Source organism: Neobacillus sp. S1227 (assembly GCF_055385255.1).
In genome coordinates this window covers 37501-57022 of record NZ_AP038276.1, presented here as the reverse complement: position 1 = coordinate 57022, position 19522 = coordinate 37501, and the positions used below count along the sequence as shown (strand labels likewise).

Here is a 19522-nt window from a genome sequence, read left to right as displayed (position 1 = left end):
GCCCTCCATTTTGATTTTGCTTATTTCTTTATATTAAGCTTTTCAACATAATTTTCTTTATTCACTTGGTGTGCTCTGGCAATAGCCAAAGCATTGCCCGGAACATTCTTTGTGACAGTGGAACCAGCAGCAACATACGCTCCTTCACCAATCGTGACTGGGGCAACTAAATTGGAATTACAGCCAATAAACACATGATCTTCAATCTTTGTTAAATATTTATTTTTACCATCGTAATTAACCGTGATGGAGCCGCAGCCAATATTGACGTCACTGCCAACCTCCGCATCGCCGATATAGCTGAGATGGGACGCTTTGCTTCCTTTACCGAAAACAGCCTTCTTAATTTCTACAAAGTTGCCAATTTTCACCTCATCGGCAATTGCTGAATCCGGGCGGATATGAGCGAACGGCCCAATATTGACATGGGAGCCAATCGAACTATTATAAGCGGCAGATTGACGGATAACCGTCTCATCGCCAACATGACAGTTTGCAATTTCTGTATGTGGGCCAATGAGGCAATCTGCCCCGATCACAGTGTCACCTTTTAGGATTGTTCCAGGATGGATAACCGTATCAGGTCCAATTTGTACATCAGCTTCGATATAGGTGTTTTGCGGGTCAATAATGGTTACACCATTGCGCATTTGAGTTTCATTAATACGTCCGCGCATAATCCGTTCTGCTTCTGCTAAAGCCACGCGGTCATTAACCCCTAGAGTCTCATCCAAATCTTCAGTTTGGTAAGCTGAAACGATTTCTCCCTGCTTTTTCAAGATTTCAATAACGTCCGGTAAATAATATTCTCCCTGCACATTATCATTGGAAACATTTTTCAGTGCTTCGAATAAAGCCTGATTGTCAAAGCAGTATGTTCCTGTGTTTATTTCATTGATTTTCCGCTCTTCTTCCGTAGCATCTTTATGCTCCACGATTTTTTCAACAAAACCGCTTTCATTGCGAACGATACGGCCATAACCAGCAGGATTGTCGATTTTAGCCGTAAGAATCGACGCTTTTGCCTTTGCCGCTGCATGCTCTTTAAATAAAGCCTCCATCGTTTCTGCTTTAATAAGCGGCGTATCTCCGCATACGACAATCGTTGTTCCTTCTTTTCCCTCAAGCATGCTGGAAGCCTGCATCACCGCATGAGCTGTCCCTAGCTGCTTTTCTTGCAGGGCGTACAGACTCTCATCACCTAATTGGGCCCGTACTTTTTCGGCACCATGGCCGATGATGGTCACGATATCCTTAATATCAAGTTTTTTGACTTGATCTACAACATGCTGTACCATTGGTTTTCCGCACACAGGGTGCAATACCTTATAAAGCTTTGATTTCATCCGCGTTCCTTGCCCGGCGGCCAAAATCACAGCATAACGATTAGACATGGACTTTTCCTCCATCTTTTTAACCTTTTTATCCCGCATTAACGGGCAGTAAGCCCCGCTGGGCCAACTGCCCGTAAAAGCCCGATTCTGTTCAACTAACAATCAGTGGGTAAAAACCACCCACTGATTGAAGTTTCACTATATCCATTAAAAATATTATCGTAAATAGGAACTCATTTCAAGGAATGAACGATATGTGTCTAATGTCATAATATTACGTCTTTTTATGATTGGGAAATTTACTTTTGTGAGGAGATACAGTGGGGATTTTTGACATAATAAAAAGAGCCTTACTCAGAAGAAAGGCCCTAGTTGTTTATCCTCAGGAAGCTCCCGCTTCTTCGAATTCTACTTCCAATTCACCTAAACGGTGGTACTCAGCCAATACAGCTTCTTGGATTTTTCCACGTGTTCCTGAATTGATTGGATGCGCAATATCACGAAATTCTCCATCTGGAGTCCGTTTACTTGGCATAGCGACAAACAAACCGTTGTTTCCGTCAATAACGCGAATGTCGTGAACAACGAATTCATTATCTAATGTGATTGATGCAATCGCTCTCATACGACCGTCGGTATTAACGCGGCGCAGTCTTACGTCAGTTACTTCCATTTGCTCACACCCTTTTCTCAATGTTAGATAATAAATTCAACAAGATTTTGCGTTTTCCTTCTTTATTTTTAAAAAAATTTTTGAAAAATTAGGGCAAATTGGTGAACATTTGTAAATTTTGGCTTTTAGCTGACATAAATGCAAACTCGCCGATTAGCGAGCCCGATAGGACGGTTCATGAGGCGTGGTTGAATTTAAGTGTTAGGCAAGCATAAATTTGTGAAAATTTATATTCCCTATTAGCAAAAAAGAAAAACGCCCGTATTATTTTACGAGCGCTACTACTTCGATTTCAACTAAGGCGTCTTTTGGAAGACGGGCCACTTCTACGCAGGATCTGGCTGGTTTGTGTATGGAAAAATACTCTCCATAGACCTCATTAACCGAGGCAAATTCGTCCATATTCTTGATAAAAACGGTCGCTTTGACAACTGTTTCTAACGATGCGCCGGCTTCACTCAGAACAGCCTGCAAATTGCGGAACACTTGATGTGTTTGTTCTTTTACATCCCCTGTTACCATTGTTCCTTCAGCCGTTAACGGAATTTGTCCAGAGCTGTAAAACATATTGTTTACAATTATACCTTGTGAGTATGGTCCAATTGCAGCCGGGGCTTGATTGGTTTGTACAACTTTCATCGTATATTCCTCTCCTTTACCTATCAAAAAAGTTTCCCACTTCGACATTGATACTTTTTTCTTTAACATCTACATCTGACAGCTTAACTAACGATAAGTAGTCATCCACTAACCGGTCCTCTGTTTTCTCTGCTTCAACTAAAACAGCAATCCCTGCTACGTGGCCATTGAACTCCTCAAGCATGCTTACCATACCTAAGACTGTACCGCCTGCCTTCATAAAATCATCAACAATAAGGACATTTGCCCCTTCCTTCATGCTTCGTTTGGAAAGAACCATAGTTTGTATCCTTTTGGCTGAACCTGACACATAATTGATGCTTACAGTCGGCCCTTCCGTAACTTTACTGTCCCTTCTGACAATCACTACCGGAACATTTAATTGACTCGCAACGGCATATGCGAGCGGTATACCTTTTGTGGCTATTGTCATGACGACATCAATTTTAGCATCTGCATAGGCTGAAGCAATGATTCTTCCAGCCTTTTGAACCACCTGCGGACTGCCTAAAATATCGGTCAAATATAAATAACCGCCGGGCAAAAGCCGGTCAGGACTGCCGATAAGCCCACAGAGTTCATTAATGAAAGGCTCCGCTTCTCTCTTGCTTACCTTGACGAAAAATTTAACACCGCCAGCTGCTCCTGGTACGGTTTGCAGCGTTCCGATTCCCCTTTCTTCAAGAGTCTCTTTGACAATGGCCAAATCTTCACTAATTGAGGACTTTGCCGAAGAATAACGCTCCGCAAAAAAGGTAAGCGGCACTAACTGGCGAGGATGATCGAGCAGATAACTTGTCATATCTATCAAACGTTCACTGCGGCGAAATTTCATAACAACCCCCCGAAACCGAATATTCTAATTAAAGGATACTATTATTGTGCGCCTTTAATCAAGCGTATGCCGTTCACCTAACATTCTCACAGCAAAAACCTGGTCACAAAACCCGCGCAGGCCATTATAAATGCGATGCATTCTCGAATCGTGCTGAACCAGCCCAAAAACGGTTGGACCGCTGCCGCTCATTAATACGGCATCTGCACCGAATCGTTTCATTTGGTCTTTAATTTGTGCTACCTCTGGATGAAGACGTAAAGTTACTTCCTCTAGCACGTTTCCAACATGCTGGCAAACCTTTTGATAGTCATTATGCCCAATGGCATTGATCATTTCGTTAATATTTGGGTGGGTGATTCCGTTTACGTCCAAACGCCGATATACCTCAGCAGTTGAGACACCTATGAACGGCTTGGCCAAAATAACCCAGCATGTTGGCGGCGCCGGCAACTCAGTAATAAATTCCCCTCTACCCTTTGCCAGCGCAGTCCCACCGTACACACAAAAGGAGACATCTGAACCAATTTCACTGCCAAGTTCAGCCAGTTCATCCAAGGTCAGTCCAAGATTCCATAGCTTGTTAAGGCCCCTTAAAGTTGCGGCTGCATCGCTGCTTCCACCAGCCAAGCCAGCCGCGACGGGGATTGTTTTTTCAATGGAGATCGAAACACCCCTCTTTACATTAAAACGATTTTTTAACAGCAGTGCAGCCTGGTAGGCTAAATTACGCTGGTCATCGGGTACATACCGATTATGAGAAAGAATATGTATTTTATCCTCCTGTAATAAGGAAAGTTCAACCCGGTCGGCTAAATCAATGGTGGTCATAATCATTTCAACCTCATGATATCCATCGGGCCGTTTATGTAAAACATCCAGTGCTAAATTAATTTTAGCCGGCGCTTTAACTAAAAGCTTCACGCTCGTCCACCTACTTTTACAAATATCCTAAGAGACAGGCTCCTTTTGCCTGCATTCCTGCTTTCCGAATCCATATATTGTCCTATTTTACCACAAAACGACAATTGTAAGACGTGAATCCTATCAAATTTTATATTTTATCATAGTTTTGATAAGAAAAAAGTGATAATTTAAGGCAATTGGAAACTCGCCGGTTGGCGAGTCAAATAGGGCTGTTCATGAGGCGTAGTTGAATTTATACTTTCCTAGTCAGGCCAAGAAAAAAGCCGGAGGAGTTCCTCCGGCTTTGCTGCGACGTTTAAGTGTTTAAATAAATAGCGGAAGTTCTTTTGGGAATTAGGATTTATGCAAGTTTCTGCTGATTAGCTGCTGTTCCGCAAGCTCGATGGCCCGTTTTACCATGTTCCCTGCATCTTTTGCCCGAATGCCGCCCCAGCCCTCTGTTTGGACAACATCATAAAATCCAAGTTCTTTTGCTAATTCTTCTTTAAAGCGTTCGGACATGATTCCTCTTCTTCTGCCCATCTAAACAACCCCTTTCCTGCGCAGCATTATTAGTATGAGATAATTTGGGGTATAAATAATCTTTTTGAACAGCAAAAAGCAGTAAACCTGTGGTTTACTGCCATGCGTTGCTTATATTCTAGCTTAAAGCTGCATTTCCTGCTGCCTCTTCATAGAAGGTAATTTGAACAGTTTCGGTTAAAACATCAGCATAGCTGTATGAAACTCGTTCGAATGCATTCTCATCCTGATCCAGTTCGATGACAAAAACAGATGGGTACGTCTCTGCAAGGACACCGGAACGTTCAATTGTTTTTCGACGTCCTCCGTTGGCCTTTAGTAACAACCTTTTCCCTAAATTGGAATCCAGGGATTTTTTAATATCCGCTAAGGTTTTAGTCATTCGGTCCACCTCACTATGTAAAGTATATCACGCTGACATACTTATGTCAAACAAAAATATAAATTATATCAGTCCGACAAAAAGATTGTCAATATTTTTTGTTCTGTTTTTTTTGCTAAATTTCAACATTTCTAGCGTTGCCTGAAATGAATGGGAATATGTATCAAGAGAAAAAATAAACCCATTAGAGCAAAGCGAAAGTAGTTTACTATTGATGACTAGCTTTTCGCCATTCTAATAGGCCTATTCCTCCTCTTGTACTGGGTTATAGGGCATTCCGGTTCTGAGGACTCCTTTTGTTTCTATTCCTCCCAGCCCTTTTTCACCTGTAAGTGTATTCCTCAGTACATCCCAAACGTTGATTCTTTCCATAAAAGGGGTAAAACTGATTTTGGCGACGATATAGACCGGATCAAGGGCATGAATATTGATCCTAGACGGAGAGCTGGCAAAGTTTGCGCCGGCATGAATAAGCGATTCAAAATGAGATTGGCATGCTCCCGCAAAGATGACAAGCTGGTCCAAATGGGGCACTTTCCTTCGAGCTTCTCTAACCGTTTCCACAAAATGTTTTGAATGGCGGTACGCATTGATATCGCTCATTTTCCCCTTTGCTTTTGAATAGGCATCATGTCCAGTGATAACGAGAATGTCGGGACGATAATAGTCCATGTAGCCGCTAATTTTCGCAGGCATTTCTTTTTCATTGCAATGAATCCCCAAAACGGGAACACCAATTTTTTCATATAAGGCCATGCATTTTCTTAAATAGGCAGGGTCGCCATCTAGGTGAAGAACTTTTCCGGGGATTTGAAAATAGCTCCTCGACTTTACATATCCGCTAGTGGCTTCGTATTCCTGCCTCTCCCTCAATAAATCGACATCCTGTGTAAAAAGCCTTAAGGATTGCTCCTCGAGCGTCCTGTACTCCTTCGTGAGCTTTAACCGCTCATTTGGGTTGATTACCATCAAATCTTGATATGGGGCATCTGCCACCAGGCGAAAATCCTCGCCATAGAGGATCGCCACTGTCTGGCCATTGATTTTTTGTATATCGATAACTCGAAAGAGAATATCGCAATTATATGAACGTCTGCCGACAATATCATTTATTTTTATATCCACTGTCGTCACTCCAATAAGACCCGCTGGTAAGGCCTTCAAATAAGGTTCTTTGATAGGCTATGCATGGATAGTTGTCCTTGTGAAGAATTTATGTCTATTCAACTGCCTGCAAAAAAAAAATAGACCTATAAAAGGTCTATTGGAAGTATGCATACAGTTCGTCGCTTAAGCGGCCAAATTCTTCGAGGAACAGTGTTTCTCCCCTTCTTGATGGTTCAATGTTGCTAGCTGCCAAAGCAGCAAGGATTTCCTCTTTCTTTTGTTTGCCATCCGGAAGGCCGCTTGTCAGGTTGTTTAATAATGTTTTTCTTCTTTGAGCAAAGCTTGCTTTTGTCACCTGGAAAAAGAAGTTCTCATCCTTTACCTGGACGGCAGGTTGAGGCCGTTTGGTCAGTCTAATCACGGCAGAGTCAACATTAGGCTGCGGGACAAAAACCGTTTTTGGAACAATCATGACGGTTTCTGCTTCGGTATAATACTGAACTGCGATGGACAGGGAGCCGTAGTCCTTCGTTCCAGGCTTGGCTGAGATCCGGTCCGCCACTTCCTTTTGCAGCATACAAACGATGCCGCGAATCGGCAAATGCTCTTCAAGCAGCTTCATAATAATCGGCGTCGTTACATAATAAGGCAGATTAGCAACCACCATCACATCAGAAATGCCAGCAAATTCAGCAGCAATAACCTCCGCGACATCAGCCTTTAACACATCACTATGAATGACTTTTACATTCGAATATGGTGACAAGGTATCTTCTAAAATTGGCAATAGTCTTTGATCAATTTCAAAAGCAACCGTCTTTTTGCTCGAACGGGCAAGCTGTTCCGTTAAGGCTCCGATCCCTGGGCCAATTTCAATGGCTCCTGATTCATCGGTAAGCTCCGCAAAGCTGACGATTTTTTTTAATATATTCGTATCGATTAAGAAATTTTGTCCAAGGCTTTTCTTAAAGGAAAAACCGTATTTTTCTAAAATAGCCCTTGTTCTAACAGGGGTAGCGATATCTTTATCCATTACTCTCCTCCTGACGTACCTTGCTAAGTGCCTCAGCAAATTCCTGTTTGCTGATTTGAAACATCATGAGACGCTTATGCAGCTGCTTACCGTTTGTATAGCCGATTTTTAATAGTTTTCCTAATTGAATTCTCCGTTCTTTGGCACCTTCCCCGCCGATTAGGCCGGCAGTGATTAAATCATCCTGGCTGATTTCCTCTAAAATATCTTCATGCATGATTTGTGCGTCTTTTAAAGCCGCCCTGATTGCATCTGGCGAGGCGTGCTCAACCCCAATTCCTTTTTCTCTTTTTGCCAGGGCATCCTCTTTTGCCAGGAAAGCATGTTTACAGCCAGGAACCTGTTCGGCAATGGTTTTTCTAATTTTTTCACCCGGATAATCTGGGTCAGTAAAAATAATGACTCCCCTTGTTTCCTGGGCACGTTTTATTTTTTCGATTGTGGCTTGATTAACTGCGGATCCGTTTGTTTCAATCGTATCCGCCTCGACTGCCCGTTTAATGGCCGTCGTATCATCCCTTCCCTCCACCACAATAAATTCTTTGATTTTCATTTTGCCTCCAAAAAATAAATAAAATTGAAAAAAAGTTGAAACATTTTTGTAATGTCCATCGTCTATATTAACGAAACCATTCATAAACTTTAGTAATTACTCTCCTATGAGTTCGTTGTTAAGTATAAAGAAATTTTCCGAAAAAGTAAAAAAGCAGGGGGGACCCCCTGCCGCAAAATTGAATTATTGCAAAATCGTAATCTTTACTTTTTTACGTCCCCATCGATATGCATCTGCTTGTGAGGGCATAAAGACATCAATTTTATACCCTTTTATGGCCCCGCCTGTATCGGCAGCAATCGCATAGCCATAGCCTTCGACATAAACCTTCGTGCCAAGCGGAATGATATTTGGATCAACGGCAATTATTTTAGCGTTCGGGTTAGAGCGCAAATTAAAACCAGTTGCAGTCCTTCCTGAACAGCCATTACAATAGGCTGTATACGCTGTTGATGTCACGTATAGCTCTTTTCCTGCAGGAGGAACTTCGCCACGGGAAACTTGAAGGGCTAAATCCTTCGTACCGACTGCAACAACCCTATCCTGCTTTGCTGTAATCATCTGCTCACTGATTAACTTCCTTGCTACCTCTTTACCATTTTCGATTAGGACTTCATATTGTTTGGAAACGAGCCCTTTTTTACCTTGAGAGATGGTCTGTTCTTTCCCTTTCTCAAGGCTTTCATCCTTCTTGGTAACCACGGCAAATTCAACAGGTTCTTCCACTACATCGGTGACTTTTTCGACACGAATAACGTTAACAACACCATTTTCTGCTATGGTTTCTGTTAATGGCGGTTCAACTCGGTCTAAATCGTTTAGTTTGGTGCCCTGCTGCGTTAAAAAGTCAGCGACCGTAGTCGAAGTGGACCAGACTGCTTGCTCATTTCCGCCGTCGATAAATGTCAGATGAAAGGCCTTTGCGAAGCTGATTTTCATCTTATTTTTGATTGCCGTTTGCGGTCCGGGTGAAACTTTATCATGCTCTTTTAAAACAATATGTTGTTCTTTCAAAGCCTCCGCTACAGTCTCGGCTGTAGTCCAGATCGTTTTCTTCTCGTTGTTCTTGACAATGGTAACCTGTTTCGCTTGCAGCCAGACGATATGAAGGTTTTCATTCACCTTCGTACTCGCCTTTGGATACAAGTAGTCTTGGGAGCGCATTGAAACATCCAGTTCATCCAATAATTCCTTAATGGTATCTGCATGTGTTTTGATGACCTTTTGTTCGCCATTAAGAGTAATTGCCACCGTTTTCTTTGATCCTTCATAAAAAAGAATTCCAAGAGTTGTTAGCAAAACTACGAAACTAGCAAAAGCAATAGTCAAATTTCTCGCACTCCAAGACCGGAAAAACAGGCTTTTCATGTTTTTGAATACGATGAAAAACGCCTCCTTTTCTTATGGAGATATAGTGAAACCATGCCGCCGGCTGTCAACCCTTGCATATCCTGAGAACATATTCCTAATTATGCACATATCTGGAAACTTTGCAAAGGAAAACTTATCGACACGGTTATCCTATGTTGAAAAGGAGACGTGTAGAACTTTTTGTTATCTGAAAAAATTTGGACAAGCTTCTTACTGTTTCGACAATTTTCCCTATCAGTTTATGGCGAAACATTTTTTAGCATTTTGTGTCGTTACCTCGCCTACCTCTTCATACGTCAATCCCTTTATTTCGGCAATTTGCTCGGCAACCAACTTTACATAGCTTGGTTCATTTCGTTTTCCTCGGTAAGGATGCGGCGCCAAATACGGGCAGTCTGTTTCAATTAACAACTTATCAAGCGGAATTTCAGCAGCTACCTCCTTTGGCTTTTTAGCGTTTTTAAAGGTAACAGGGCCGCCCAGCGATATATAAAAGTTCATTTTCACACATTCTTTCGCTGTCTCTAAGCTGCCGCTAAAGCAATGCATGATCCCGCCAACTTCTGCCGCACCTTCCTCCTTTAAGATTTCAACAATATCATGAGTTGCTTCTCGGTTGTGGATGACAATTGGCAGCTTCACTTTTTTAGCCAGCCGAATTTGCTTCCTGAACACCTCTTTTTGAATATCCTTAGGCGACTTGTCCCAATGATAATCCAAGCCCATCTCGCCAATTGCGACTACCTTTGGATGTGCGGCAAGCTCCTCAATCCACTTTAGGTCTTCTTCTGTCATATCAATGGCATCTACAGGATGCCAGCCGACGCAGGCATAAATAAACTCATAGGTTTCTGCCAATTCCATCGCTCTGGTAATGGTAGGACGGTCAAAGCCCACTACTACCATATTTGTTACTCCTGTTTCCTGAGCCCTTGCAATTACCTCTTCAAGGTCCTCATTAAACTGTTCTGCGTTTAAATGGGCATGTGTGTCGAATAACATCTTATCCCCTTCTTTCCTTTTTCTTCAACATATTTCTCTTTTCTGCATAAACACGAAAAAAGGGAAATTTCCACGAAATTTGTTTCACGTGGAACACCGAAAAGCGGAGGCACCTTGACCAGGGGCGATATAGGGAGACTTATCGACTGGCAAGCGAGAGCACAGCCTGAGATTAGTCTCCCTTAACACGTACAGAAAGCGTTAGCTTTCTGTTAGCCAGGCATAAGTCGAGCCTTCTTGACGGATTGGCTGTAGACCTGCAAGCCCCTAGGCGCCGTAGCTAGACATCCCTAAAAGTAAAAGCGCCTAAACTAGGCGCTTTCATATTTACTTTACCTTTGAACCATTTGGAAGTGTTTGGTCTACTGTGGCAAGTGATAATTGTCCATCTTTTGAGCCGGCCAAGATCATTCCTTGTGATAATTCACCGCGAAGTTTAACCGGTTTAAGGTTTGTGATGCAGATAACCTTACGCCCCAACAATTCTTCTGGTTTGTAGTATTGGGCAATCCCTGATACAACCTGGCGTTTTTCATAGCCTAAATCCAACTGCAGCTTTAATAATTTATCAGCCTTCTTAATAGGTTCTGCCTGGATTACCTCCGCTACACGCAGATCAATTTTCATAAAGTCATCAATGGTGACTTCAGCGAGTTCTTCCGGCTTCTCCTCTTTCTTTTCTTCTGCTGCGGGAGCAGGAGCTGTTCCGCCTTGCATCTTTGCCTTGATAAATTCAACTTCCTCAGCGATTTCTAGTCTTGGAAACAATGGGGCATCTTTTTCAACTTTTGTCCCACTAGGGATATTGCCAAATGATTCAAGGCTTTCCCATGTCTTTAATGCTTCATCGTTAATTCCTAACTGTTTAAAGATCCCATTCGGTGTACGGGTCAAGAAGGGCTGAAGAAGAATGCCAATTCGGCGCAGCGATTCCGCTAGATGAACCATCACGCTGGCAAGCTCGCTTTTCTTTGCCTCATCCTTCGCTAACGTCCAAGGCTGTGTTTCATCAATATATTTATTTGTCCTGCTGACTAGCTGCCAAACGGAACTTAATGCAACAGAAAACTCCATTTTCTCCATGGCTTCTTCATACTTAGTAATCGTTTCCTGATTTGTTTGAAGCAATGATTCATCGAATTCACCAACAGATCCTGCATAGTCGGGAATAATCCCATTAAAGTATTTTTCAATCATCGCCACAGTCCGATTCAGGAGGTTTCCGAGGTCGTTCGCCAAATCAAAATTGATTCTTTCGATAAACCCTTCCGGAGTGAAGACACCATCTGCTCCAAAAGGAACCTCACGTAACAGATAGTAGCGAAGCGCATCAAGGCCATAGCGGTCAATCAATGTCACTGGATCAACCACATTTCCCTTTGACTTCGACATTTTCCCATCCTTCATTAACAGCCACCCATGCGCGAATACTTTCTTTGGCAGCGGGATATCCAGGGCCATCAGCATAATTGGCCAATAAATGGTGTGGAAACGAACAATTTCTTTACCGACTAAATGGACATCTGCCGGCCAGTATTTTAAATAGTTAGTGTCTTTTTCTGTGCCATAACCAAGTGCGGTAATATAATTGGAAAGTGCATCAATCCAGACATAGATTACATGCTTTGGATCCCCCGGCACCTTTATGCCCCAGTCAAAGGTTGTACGTGAAACAGCCAAATCCTCAAGTCCCGGCTTAATGAAGTTGTTGATCATTTCATTCTTGCGGGATTCCGGCTGGATAAATTCGGGATTCTCTTCATAATAACGCAGAAGCCTATCCACATACTTGCTCATTCTGAAAAAGTATGATTCTTCCTTTACCTTTTCTACCGGGCGGCCGCAATCCGGGCAGTTCCCGTCAACAAGCTGACGGTCAGTAAAAAACGATTCACAAGGCGTACAGTACCATCCTTCATATTGATCCAAATAAATATCGCCCTGCTCAAGTAGTCTGGCAAAAATCTTTTCGACAACCCGTTTATGCCTATCCTCTGTTGTCCGAATAAAATCATCATAGGAAATATCAAGCTTTTGCCAAAGCTCTTTAATTCCGCCAACAATTTCATCGACATAGGCCTGCGGGGTCACACCTAATTCTAGTGCTTTGCGCTGAATTTTTTGTCCGTGCTCATCAGTACCTGTTAGATATCTTACATCAAATCCGCGCAATCGCTTATATCGGGCCATTGCATCGCCCGCAACCGTCGTATAGGCATGTCCAATATGTAAATTACCGCTTGGATAATAAATCGGTGTCGTTATATAAAAAGATTTTCCCTCCATTTGTATCACTCCTCTAGTAATAGACCATTAATCCCCATCTAAACATTATTGCCCTTTTTTATTGGTCTCTAACATCAAAATATACCGAAAATTACGTTTTTGTGCAAGAAACCGAAATTTTGAGGGATTCCATTTTTTAAAAGTTTTTTCCAAAATACACCCATAAATTGCCCGTAAACTACGAAACTTATTTTTGAAATAAGAATGGTTTTTGTAGAATTTTGTCGAATTGTCGAATTCATGTCTAACGACAAATACTAGTTATCTATAGTATTAATGATAGTAATTATTGAAAATAAATCAAAAATCACTTATTAAATCAACTTTTTTCAACTGGGTAAAAATTCCTCATTATTTTTCAAAATTAAATAATTGACGGATTTGGGAAACGCTGGTATTATGAGTATATAAAATTTTTGTCGAATAATGACGAATAATAAAGAAGAAAAAATAATTGTTTAATAGTGAGAGGAGATTAATAAAATGAAATCTACTGGTATCGTTCGTAAGGTTGATGAATTAGGCCGCGTGGTTATTCCAATCGAATTAAGACGTACACTTGGAATTGCCGAAAAAGATGCTCTTGAAATCTATGTTGATGATGATCGCATTATTTTAAAAAAATACAAGCCAAATATGACTTGCCAAATCACTGGTGAGGTTTCTGATGATAATCTTGCTCTTGCTGGCGGAAAGTTAATTCTAAGCCGTGAAGGTGCAGAGCAGTTAATCAAAGAAATCCAAAGCAATTTTGAATTAGTAAAATAAGAAGACTTACTTATCAAAGGTAATCTCTTCTTTTATAAATAGATCAATAGGCTGACATTTTTGTCAGCCTCTTTTTATGTTTCAATATGGTAAGCCTGATAAACTTCCCGTTTATTTATTCCTCTGTCCTTCGCCGTTTGTTTAATGGCATCTTTAGAGGACATATCCTTTTCAGTTATGTAGTGTGCAACATGTTCTTCAATCGTTAACTGCTCCCACCAAGCAGCCTCCTCGGGCTCTGGTAATTCGCTGGTTCCTTCCACGATGACGCAGAATTCTCCGCGGATTTCCTCTTCATTAGCCCATTGTAGGGCCTCTTCGAGATTCCCCCTGATAAACTCCTCAAACTTTTTTGTCAGTTCTCGGCAAAGGGCGACCTTCCGGCTGCCAAGGACTTCAAGCATGAGGGCTAACGTTTCCTTCAGCCTATGCGGGGCTTCATAAAATATGATGGTAGCCGTTTGTCGCTTTAATCCTTCTAATTGCTCCCGTTTTTCCTTTTTGCCGCGGGGCAGAAATCCATAAAAATAGAATGGCTGGCAGACAAGTCCCGAGGCAATTAGCGAAGTGATCCCCGCATTTGCTCCAGGCAGCGGCACAACCGTCAGCATTTCAGCTGTAGCTTGCACGACAAGCTCATAGCCAGGGTCGGAAATGGCAGGTGTACCGGCATCGCTCACTAATGCAATCTTGGCGCCATCATTTAACCTTTGAATCAGCTTTTCCCCGCTTGTTCCTTTGTTATGTTCATGGTAGCTTACCAGCGGGGTGTCAATTTCAAAGTAATTCAACAGTTTTTTTGTATTTCTTGTATCCTCGGCGGCAATCAGGTCTGCCTCTTTTAAGATCCGTACGGCGCGAAAGCTCATATCCTCCAAATTTCCAATTGGGGTCGGTACCAAATAGAGAATTCCCTTATGCTCCTCATTCTCAAAGCTCTTTTGCTGCCACATCATCATCACCTATCTCTCTCACTAAAAAATCCAACTTTTGTTTCCGTGTCAGCTTTTTAAAATGATATTCCGCTCTTAGTGCATCACCTTTATTATTAAAGCCCTTATAATACGTCAGTTTAACCGGGCCGCGGCCCCTTGTATACTTGGCCCCTTTTCCATCATTGTGAAGCTGAATTCTGCGTTCTAGGTTATTAGTGTAGCCCCCATAGAAGCTGCCATCCCTGCAGGTCAGCACATAAAAATAATGCTCACTTTTCTCCATATAAAATCTCTCTTATTTCTGGTGTATATTCATCATTATCTTGATAAACGATCAGCGGTGGAAGAATTTTTAGATCCGGACTTCCATCCTTAATGGCTTCAACTAATATTGTATTGGCTTCCTTGCCCAATTTTGGGTAAACAAATTGGATTCTCTTCGGCTCCAGTCTATAGTGACGCATTAACGTTACAATATCCAATAGCCGCCCCGGGCGGTGTACAAACGCTACTTTCCCACCTTGCCTGACAAGGTCGCTTGATGCCTTAATAGCATCCTCTAGCGTACAGAGAATTTCATGACGGGCGATCGCCAAATGTTCATTTGGGTTAATTTCTCCCTTTGAGGGTGTCGTAAAATAAGGAGGATTGCAAGTTACCACATCAAATTTCCCGTATCCCAATTTTTTCGGCATATCCTTAATGTCCCCAAGAATCATCTCGAGCCTATTTTCAAGGCTATTATACTCAATACTTCTGACTGCCATATCGTAAAGGCGTTCCTGAATCTCCACCCCTGTAATTTTGCCTTTTGTCCTGGCACTTAAAAATAGCGGAATAACCCCGTTGCCGCTGCAAAGGTCGATAAGGTTTCCTTTTTGGATGGGGACATAAACAAACTTCGCCAAAAGGACTGCATCCAGTGAAAACGCAAATACAGATGGACTTTGAATAATCCTTAAGTTCTCGGCCAGCAAATAATCTAGGCGTTCATCATCCTTCAAGTTAATCATGTTTATTCATTCCTTATCAAAGTATGAAAATAGAGGCTGATGAAAAGTCAGCCTCTTAAGGTTATTTCTTATTTAGAAAAGATAGGCAGAATAAACAGTCGCCTTCCTTGCGCAAACTGCCAAAATGTAGATTGCAGATATGAAATCCCTCTTGATAAAGGCGAGCTAGATTATCATATCCTTCCCCGACATCAAACGGCTTTACATTTGGTGAAGGGTTTTGAGCCGCTTCCTCTGCCTTTTTGCTGCTATCCTTCTTTTCAGCTTCCGTGGTTACATCTAAACGGCGTCTTAAATGCTCATTTTCAAGCTTTAAACAATGATTTTCTTCTAGTATTTCAGCTAAGTGCTCCTTTAATTCCCCGAGCTGCTGGTAAAGATGGCCAATTTGTGTTTCCATATTACTTACTGATTCAAATATCTCTTTTTTATCCACGCCTTCCACCTCATTAATCTGTGGATTGTATCGAAAAGGCACCTTCTTTAATGATTTCGTCTAGTGTATATTCCAGAACTCGCTCCTGTTCTGTCAATTCTACCTGAAGAACCCGCTCTAAAATATTTAAACCTACCACTTTTCCCCTGCCATTAGGAGTTTCAATGACTTCTCCTAAATCTGGCAGCTGTTCTTTAGCAGATTCGTATTCATCATTTTCATATTTTAAGCAGCACATAAGCCGGCCGCATAAACCTGAAATTTTGGTAGGGTTTAAAGATAGATTTTGGTCCTTTGCCATTTTAATCGAAACAGGGTCAAAATCCCCTAGGAAAGTGGAACAGCACAGCATTCTTCCGCACGGGCCAATCCCGCCAAGCATCTTTGCTTCATCACGCACTCCAATTTGGCGCAATTCAATCCGCGTCCGAAATATGGCTGCCAAATCCTTGACAAGCTCACGAAAATCAACTCGTCCATCCGCAGTAAAATAGAAAATAATTTTATTGCGATCAAATGTATATTCAACATCCACCAGTTTCATATCCAGTTGATGTTCAGTTACTTTTTCATTACAAACCTCATAGGCTTCCTGGGCCGCCTGCTTATTTTCCTCGACAATCATCCGATCCTTCTGATCCGCGATCCTAACGACCTTTTTTAGCGGAAGGACCACATCATGTTCCTCAACCCGCTTCCGGGGTATCACAGCCCTGCCATATTCCACCCCGCGGACGGTTTCGACAATGACAAAGTCATCTTTTTGAATTGGGAGGTCTCCAGGATCAAAATAATAGATTTTCCCCGCTTTTTTAAAGCGTACTCCTACAACATCATACAAATTCAAGATCCCTCCTGCAATTTAAGCACAAGCTGTTCCATCATCAGCTGAGGATTCATGTTCGCAGCAAGCTTTCTCTTAGCTTCGAGAATAGCTGACATTTGAGCCGTTAAGCGCCGCCTTGATGTTCTTAGAGCAAACTGCCTCATGCGTTCCACTTCATTTTGAAAAGCAATTTGCTCCTGCTTATCTAATTGTATATATAGTAAATCTTTAAAAATAAGAAGTAATAAGTCTAACCCACGTTGAATTTGTTCCTTCTCTTTAAAGTGCAAGAACCAATCTGTCTGAAGCGTGACCATCGCTTCGAGCGAATTTTTTTCTAACACCTCATATAATTTTACCACTATTTTTTGGGCTTGTGCAAACCATTCATCGACATTTAATTCTAGCGCCTCATCCAGACTGTTAGTCAACTGTGCAAGTATTGGGGCTTTTTGCATTGTTACACCGTTTTCAACCAACTGACTTACCATTTTTTGCGGCGATAGTGGTTGGAATGTTAAAGCCTGGCATCTTGAGAGAATCGTCGGAAGGATTTTCTGAGGCTGTTCAGTTAATAATAATGCTGCCGTTTCGGCATTTGGTTCCTCCAGAAATTTAAGAAGGCTATTGGCAGCACTTACGCTCATCTTATCTGCGTGAACTAGCATATAGACCTTTTTTAAGGACTCTACTCCTTTTTTGGAAAACTCCGCCTGAAGGTTTCTGATTTGTTCCACCTTAATAGACTGACCTTCTGGCTCGATAATGTGCACATCTGGATGATTCCCGCTAATGATACGCCGGCAGCTGCTACAGTTCTCACAAGGTTTATAGCCCTCAATTAGAGATTCACAGAAAAGAGCCCTGGTTAGAAGTTCAGCGATTTCTTTTTTCCCCGTCCCTCTCATGCCCTCAAAAAGGTAAGCGTGAGCCACCCGATTTTTTAATAAGCTATTTTTTAACATTCGGAGAACCGCCGGCTGCAGTTCCTCCAATTGATCCCAGGTTTTCACCAAGATTATCACTCACTAACTAAGGAATAAGATTTTAAAAGTGTAAAAACTGCTCAATCGGCAGCACGAAAACCGTCGCCCCGCCAACCTCGACTTCTACTGGATAAGGGACATAAGAGTCGGCATTGCCGCCCATTGGTGAAACAGGTGACACCAGTTGGTCGCGGGCTCGGCAGTTATCCTTTATAATTTGAAGAGCCCGGTCAACACGAATATCTTCAGTACCGATTATGAAAGTGGTGTTTCCAGATTTTAAAAACCCGCCAGTACTGGCCAGCTTTGTTGCTCTAAAATTATTTTCCACCAACGCCTTTGACAAACGATTACTGTCCTGGTCTTGAACCACCGCAATAATAAGTTTCATAATTACTCCACCCTCTCCTTTAGATTTTCCGGCATTACTTACCCTATATTATAACAGTTTCTTTTGGGACTTACATTCGCATTAATTAGAAAGGTTTTCTTTGCTAGCAAAAAAAAGGCCTTATAGCGAAGGCCTTTTTTCAGTTAGTTTTGATTTGATTATTTCGAGTGTTTGTTGAAGAACATCTTCGATTGTTCCTGAAGCATCAAGTTTGATAATCCGGCTGGGGAATCGGTCTAAAATAATATGATAGCCTTCTCTCACCTTTTGGTGAAACTCCAGGTTTTCAAGATCCAAGCGGTTTACTTCTCTGCCTTTATTCTTATTAATTCGCTCAAGCCCCGCTTCTGGTTCAATATCAAAGTAGATGGTCAAATCCGGCATCATCTTTGCAATCGCAAATTGGTTAATCGTCCATACTTCATCAATTCCCAATCCCCGTGCATAGCCCTGATAAGCCAGGGAGCTGTCAACGAAACGGTCGCACAAGACAACTTTTCCCTCTTCTAAGGCCGGCTTTACTTTTTCAATTAAATGCTGTCTTCTTGCGGCTGCATAGAGCAGCGCTTCCGTACGTGGGTCCATGGCCGTATTTTCTTTTGCCAAAATGACGCGGCGGATTTGTTCCGCAATATCAATGCCGCCAGGTTCCCTTGTAACCATTGCCTTAGGCAGCTGCTCAGCAACCATACTGAGGATTGTAGTCTTGCCTGCCCCATCCGGGCCCTCGAATGTAATAAATGTTCCGTTCGTCATCAATGAAACCTCCAAAAATGTATATCTTAAGTTGTCCGAAAAACCTTTAGCATACTTTTTCTTAATAAGGAACCACCTTGAAACCTTGCCCCCGTTTTCATCAGCTTATGTAACCGGCTTAGCTTTTCAGCAGTGATTCGCTCTCCTTTTAACAACAACGGAATCCCAGGAGGATAAGGAATAATTGTTTCCGCACAGACCTTGTCCTCTGCTTCAGAAATAGAGATTTCCTGCTCCTCGTAATCGCCCATCCTTTTGATAGGAATAGCTAACTCAGAAATTCGATCATTACTTAATTGATATTCTTCCTTTATTTCACTACAAGAAACGTCTTTAAGAACAGCTTTTATTTTTACAGCAGTTTCCCTAAAGGGATACTTTTCGCCACTCTTCAGTAACGGAAGAACGAAAAGGACATTATTTGGATCAGCTAATTCTGTAAAAATGGAGTATTCCTCCAACCTTTTCTGCAGCTCAAAGCCACTTAATTTGCTCCGTGACTGAAGAGTGATTTTTATTAAATCCCCATGCTGATTTGGGTAGTCTAACACCTTAATCGCGGAAACATCAGCCAAGTCCTTTTTAAATAAATGAATCTCTCTTTGTAAATATTCTAAATCCCTCTGCTCATAGGCTGCCAGGTAGGCTCTCGCCAAATCCAACGATGCCATTATCGGATAGGAAGGGCTGCTGGACTGAAACATTTCCAAGTAATCCTTGACTTTATTATTCTTACGGAGGCAGCTA

The 19522-nt window shown here is 42.0% G+C and carries 23 protein-coding genes (1 of these 23 cut by a window edge); 1 reads left to right on the top strand and 22 read right to left on the bottom strand.

Annotation, left to right across the window (positions count from 1 at the left end; genetic code table 11):
- Window positions 1-20 precede the first annotated feature (20 nt).
- The 13 genes from glmU to metG all read right to left on the bottom strand — a co-directional run bounded on the left by glmU (window position 21) and on the right by metG (window position 12664).
- Window positions 21-1394, bottom strand: a complete 1374-nt coding sequence (gene glmU / locus ACZ5AE_RS00290; RefSeq protein ID WP_464568459.1) for a bifunctional UDP-N-acetylglucosamine diphosphorylase/glucosamine-1-phosphate N-acetyltransferase GlmU — start codon at window positions 1392-1394, stop codon at window positions 21-23.
- A gap of 322 nt (window positions 1395-1716) precedes the next feature.
- Window positions 1717-2007 (bottom strand): septation regulator SpoVG, encoded by a 291-nt coding sequence (gene spoVG, locus ACZ5AE_RS00285; protein WP_003347151.1) that lies wholly within the window; start codon window positions 2005-2007, stop codon window positions 1717-1719.
- A 264-nt stretch (window positions 2008-2271) separates the two neighbouring features.
- Window positions 2272-2646 (bottom strand): 2-iminobutanoate/2-iminopropanoate deaminase, encoded by a 375-nt coding sequence (gene ridA, locus ACZ5AE_RS00280; RefSeq protein WP_464568457.1) that lies wholly within the window; start codon window positions 2644-2646, stop codon window positions 2272-2274.
- A 16-nt stretch (window positions 2647-2662) separates the two neighbouring features.
- Window positions 2663-3481, bottom strand: a complete 819-nt coding sequence (purR, locus tag ACZ5AE_RS00275) for a pur operon repressor (protein WP_464568455.1) — start codon at window positions 3479-3481, stop codon at window positions 2663-2665.
- Between the two features lie 54 nt (window positions 3482-3535).
- Window positions 3536-4405 (bottom strand): 4-(cytidine 5'-diphospho)-2-C-methyl-D-erythritol kinase, encoded by an 870-nt coding sequence (gene ispE / locus ACZ5AE_RS00270; RefSeq protein ID WP_464568453.1) that lies wholly within the window; start codon window positions 4403-4405, stop codon window positions 3536-3538.
- 336 nt (window positions 4406-4741) lie between these two features.
- Window positions 4742-4930: a small, acid-soluble spore protein, alpha/beta type gene (locus ACZ5AE_RS00265; protein ID WP_464568451.1), complete on the bottom strand. Its 189-nt coding sequence runs from the start codon at window positions 4928-4930 to the stop codon at window positions 4742-4744.
- A 118-nt stretch (window positions 4931-5048) separates the two neighbouring features.
- Complete coding sequence (gene veg / locus ACZ5AE_RS00260) at window positions 5049-5312, bottom strand: biofilm formation stimulator Veg (protein ID WP_213121148.1); 264 nt, start codon at window positions 5310-5312, stop codon at window positions 5049-5051.
- A 243-nt stretch (window positions 5313-5555) separates the two neighbouring features.
- The gene (yabG, locus tag ACZ5AE_RS00255) at window positions 5556-6437 is read right to left on the bottom strand and encodes a sporulation peptidase YabG (protein WP_464568449.1); all 882 of its coding nucleotides are present in this window, start codon (window positions 6435-6437) and stop codon (window positions 5556-5558) included.
- Window positions 6438-6573: 136 nt separating this feature from the next.
- Window positions 6574-7452: a 16S rRNA (adenine(1518)-N(6)/adenine(1519)-N(6))-dimethyltransferase RsmA gene (gene rsmA, locus ACZ5AE_RS00250; RefSeq protein ID WP_464568447.1), complete on the bottom strand. Its 879-nt coding sequence runs from the start codon at window positions 7450-7452 to the stop codon at window positions 6574-6576.
- Entirely contained in the window at window positions 7445-8005 is a 561-nt protein-coding gene (gene rnmV / locus ACZ5AE_RS00245) for a ribonuclease M5 (protein ID WP_464568445.1), read from the bottom strand. Before rnmV ends, rsmA begins: the two co-directional genes overlap by 8 nt.
- A 183-nt stretch (window positions 8006-8188) precedes the next feature.
- Entirely contained in the window at window positions 8189-9373 is a 1185-nt protein-coding gene (locus ACZ5AE_RS00240; protein ID WP_464568443.1) for a ubiquitin-like domain-containing protein, read from the bottom strand.
- Window positions 9374-9610: 237 nt separating this feature from the next.
- On the bottom strand, window positions 9611-10378 hold the full coding sequence (locus tag ACZ5AE_RS00235; RefSeq protein WP_464568441.1) for a TatD family hydrolase: 768 nt from the start codon (window positions 10376-10378) through the stop codon (window positions 9611-9613).
- A gap of 327 nt (window positions 10379-10705) precedes the next feature.
- Window positions 10706-12664 (bottom strand): methionine--tRNA ligase, encoded by a 1959-nt coding sequence (metG, locus tag ACZ5AE_RS00230; RefSeq protein ID WP_464568439.1) that lies wholly within the window; start codon window positions 12662-12664, stop codon window positions 10706-10708.
- A gap of 483 nt (window positions 12665-13147) precedes the next feature.
- Here metG and ACZ5AE_RS00225 point away from each other — a divergent pair, with 483 nt between their 5' ends.
- Entirely contained in the window at window positions 13148-13432 is a 285-nt protein-coding gene (locus ACZ5AE_RS00225) for an AbrB/MazE/SpoVT family DNA-binding domain-containing protein (protein ID WP_423800287.1), read from the top strand.
- 74 nt (window positions 13433-13506) lie between these two features.
- Here ACZ5AE_RS00225 and rsmI read toward each other — a convergent pair whose 3' ends face one another.
- The 9 genes from rsmI to ACZ5AE_RS00180 form a co-directional block, all read right to left on the bottom strand.
- Window positions 13507-14385: a 16S rRNA (cytidine(1402)-2'-O)-methyltransferase gene (gene rsmI / locus ACZ5AE_RS00220; RefSeq protein WP_464573493.1), complete on the bottom strand. Its 879-nt coding sequence runs from the start codon at window positions 14383-14385 to the stop codon at window positions 13507-13509.
- A complete protein-coding gene (locus ACZ5AE_RS00215) occupies window positions 14363-14650 on the bottom strand; it encodes a GIY-YIG nuclease family protein (RefSeq protein WP_464568436.1) in 288 nt (95 codons plus the stop codon). The genes rsmI and ACZ5AE_RS00215 overlap by 23 nt, the downstream gene beginning before the upstream one ends.
- The gene (locus ACZ5AE_RS00210) at window positions 14637-15380 is read right to left on the bottom strand and encodes a tRNA1(Val) (adenine(37)-N6)-methyltransferase (RefSeq protein WP_464568434.1); all 744 of its coding nucleotides are present in this window, start codon (window positions 15378-15380) and stop codon (window positions 14637-14639) included. Before ACZ5AE_RS00210 ends, ACZ5AE_RS00215 begins: the two co-directional genes overlap by 14 nt.
- A gap of 61 nt (window positions 15381-15441) precedes the next feature.
- Window positions 15442-15816: a DNA replication initiation control protein YabA gene (gene yabA / locus ACZ5AE_RS00205; protein ID WP_464568432.1), complete on the bottom strand. Its 375-nt coding sequence runs from the start codon at window positions 15814-15816 to the stop codon at window positions 15442-15444.
- Window positions 15817-15829: 13 nt separating this feature from the next.
- Window positions 15830-16657, bottom strand: a complete 828-nt coding sequence (locus ACZ5AE_RS00200; protein WP_213121159.1) for a PSP1 domain-containing protein — start codon at window positions 16655-16657, stop codon at window positions 15830-15832.
- A 2-nt stretch (window positions 16658-16659) separates the two neighbouring features.
- On the bottom strand, window positions 16660-17658 hold the full coding sequence (gene holB, locus ACZ5AE_RS00195) for a DNA polymerase III subunit delta' (protein WP_464568430.1): 999 nt from the start codon (window positions 17656-17658) through the stop codon (window positions 16660-16662).
- 31 nt (window positions 17659-17689) lie between these two features.
- Window positions 17690-18019 (bottom strand): cyclic-di-AMP receptor, encoded by a 330-nt coding sequence (locus ACZ5AE_RS00190; RefSeq protein WP_213121161.1) that lies wholly within the window; start codon window positions 18017-18019, stop codon window positions 17690-17692.
- 120 nt (window positions 18020-18139) lie between these two features.
- Complete coding sequence (gene tmk / locus ACZ5AE_RS00185; protein WP_464568428.1) at window positions 18140-18775, bottom strand: dTMP kinase; 636 nt, start codon at window positions 18773-18775, stop codon at window positions 18140-18142.
- A gap of 26 nt (window positions 18776-18801) precedes the next feature.
- Window positions 18802-19522 carry the 3' portion of an aminotransferase class I/II-fold pyridoxal phosphate-dependent enzyme gene (locus ACZ5AE_RS00180; protein WP_464568426.1) on the bottom strand. 719 nt of this gene lie beyond the right edge of the window, so the window shows 721 of its 1440 coding nt (coding positions 720-1440); its start codon lies beyond the right edge, outside the window; the stop codon is at window positions 18802-18804.

Coding starts and splice junctions, on each gene's coding strand:
- glmU (WP_464568459.1), bottom strand. CDS start 1,394: ATGTCTAATCGTTATGCTGTGATTTTGGCCGCCGGGCAAGGAACGCGG.
- ACZ5AE_RS00265 (WP_464568451.1), bottom strand. CDS start 4,930: ATGGGCAGAAGAAGAGGAATCATGTCCGAACGCTTTAAAGAAGAATTA.
- ridA (WP_464568457.1), bottom strand. CDS start 2,646: ATGAAAGTTGTACAAACCAATCAAGCCCCGGCTGCAATTGGACCATAC.
- rnmV (WP_464568445.1), bottom strand. CDS start 8,005: ATGAAAATCAAAGAATTTATTGTGGTGGAGGGAAGGGATGATACGACG.
- tmk (WP_464568428.1), bottom strand. CDS start 18,775: ATGACGAACGGAACATTTATTACATTCGAGGGCCCGGATGGGGCAGGC.
- spoVG (WP_003347151.1), bottom strand. CDS start 2,007: ATGGAAGTAACTGACGTAAGACTGCGCCGCGTTAATACCGACGGTCGT.
- purR (WP_464568455.1), bottom strand. CDS start 3,481: ATGAAATTTCGCCGCAGTGAACGTTTGATAGATATGACAAGTTATCTG.
- rsmA (WP_464568447.1), bottom strand. CDS start 7,452: ATGGATAAAGATATCGCTACCCCTGTTAGAACAAGGGCTATTTTAGAA.
- rsmI (WP_464573493.1), bottom strand. CDS start 14,385: ATGTGGCAGCAAAAGAGCTTTGAGAATGAGGAGCATAAGGGAATTCTC.
- ACZ5AE_RS00225 (WP_423800287.1), top strand. CDS start 13,148: ATGAAATCTACTGGTATCGTTCGTAAGGTTGATGAATTAGGCCGCGTG.
- ACZ5AE_RS00215 (WP_464568436.1), bottom strand. CDS start 14,650: ATGGAGAAAAGTGAGCATTATTTTTATGTGCTGACCTGCAGGGATGGC.
- ACZ5AE_RS00190 (WP_213121161.1), bottom strand. CDS start 18,019: ATGAAACTTATTATTGCGGTGGTTCAAGACCAGGACAGTAATCGTTTG.
- veg (WP_213121148.1), bottom strand. CDS start 5,312: ATGACTAAAACCTTAGCGGATATTAAAAAATCCCTGGATTCCAATTTA.
- ACZ5AE_RS00235 (WP_464568441.1), bottom strand. CDS start 10,378: ATGTTATTCGACACACATGCCCATTTAAACGCAGAACAGTTTAATGAG.
- metG (WP_464568439.1), bottom strand. CDS start 12,664: ATGGAGGGAAAATCTTTTTATATAACGACACCGATTTATTATCCAAGC.
- ACZ5AE_RS00210 (WP_464568434.1), bottom strand. CDS start 15,380: ATGATTAACTTGAAGGATGATGAACGCCTAGATTATTTGCTGGCCGAG.
- ACZ5AE_RS00240 (WP_464568443.1), bottom strand. CDS start 9,373: ATGAAAAGCCTGTTTTTCCGGTCTTGGAGTGCGAGAAATTTGACTATT.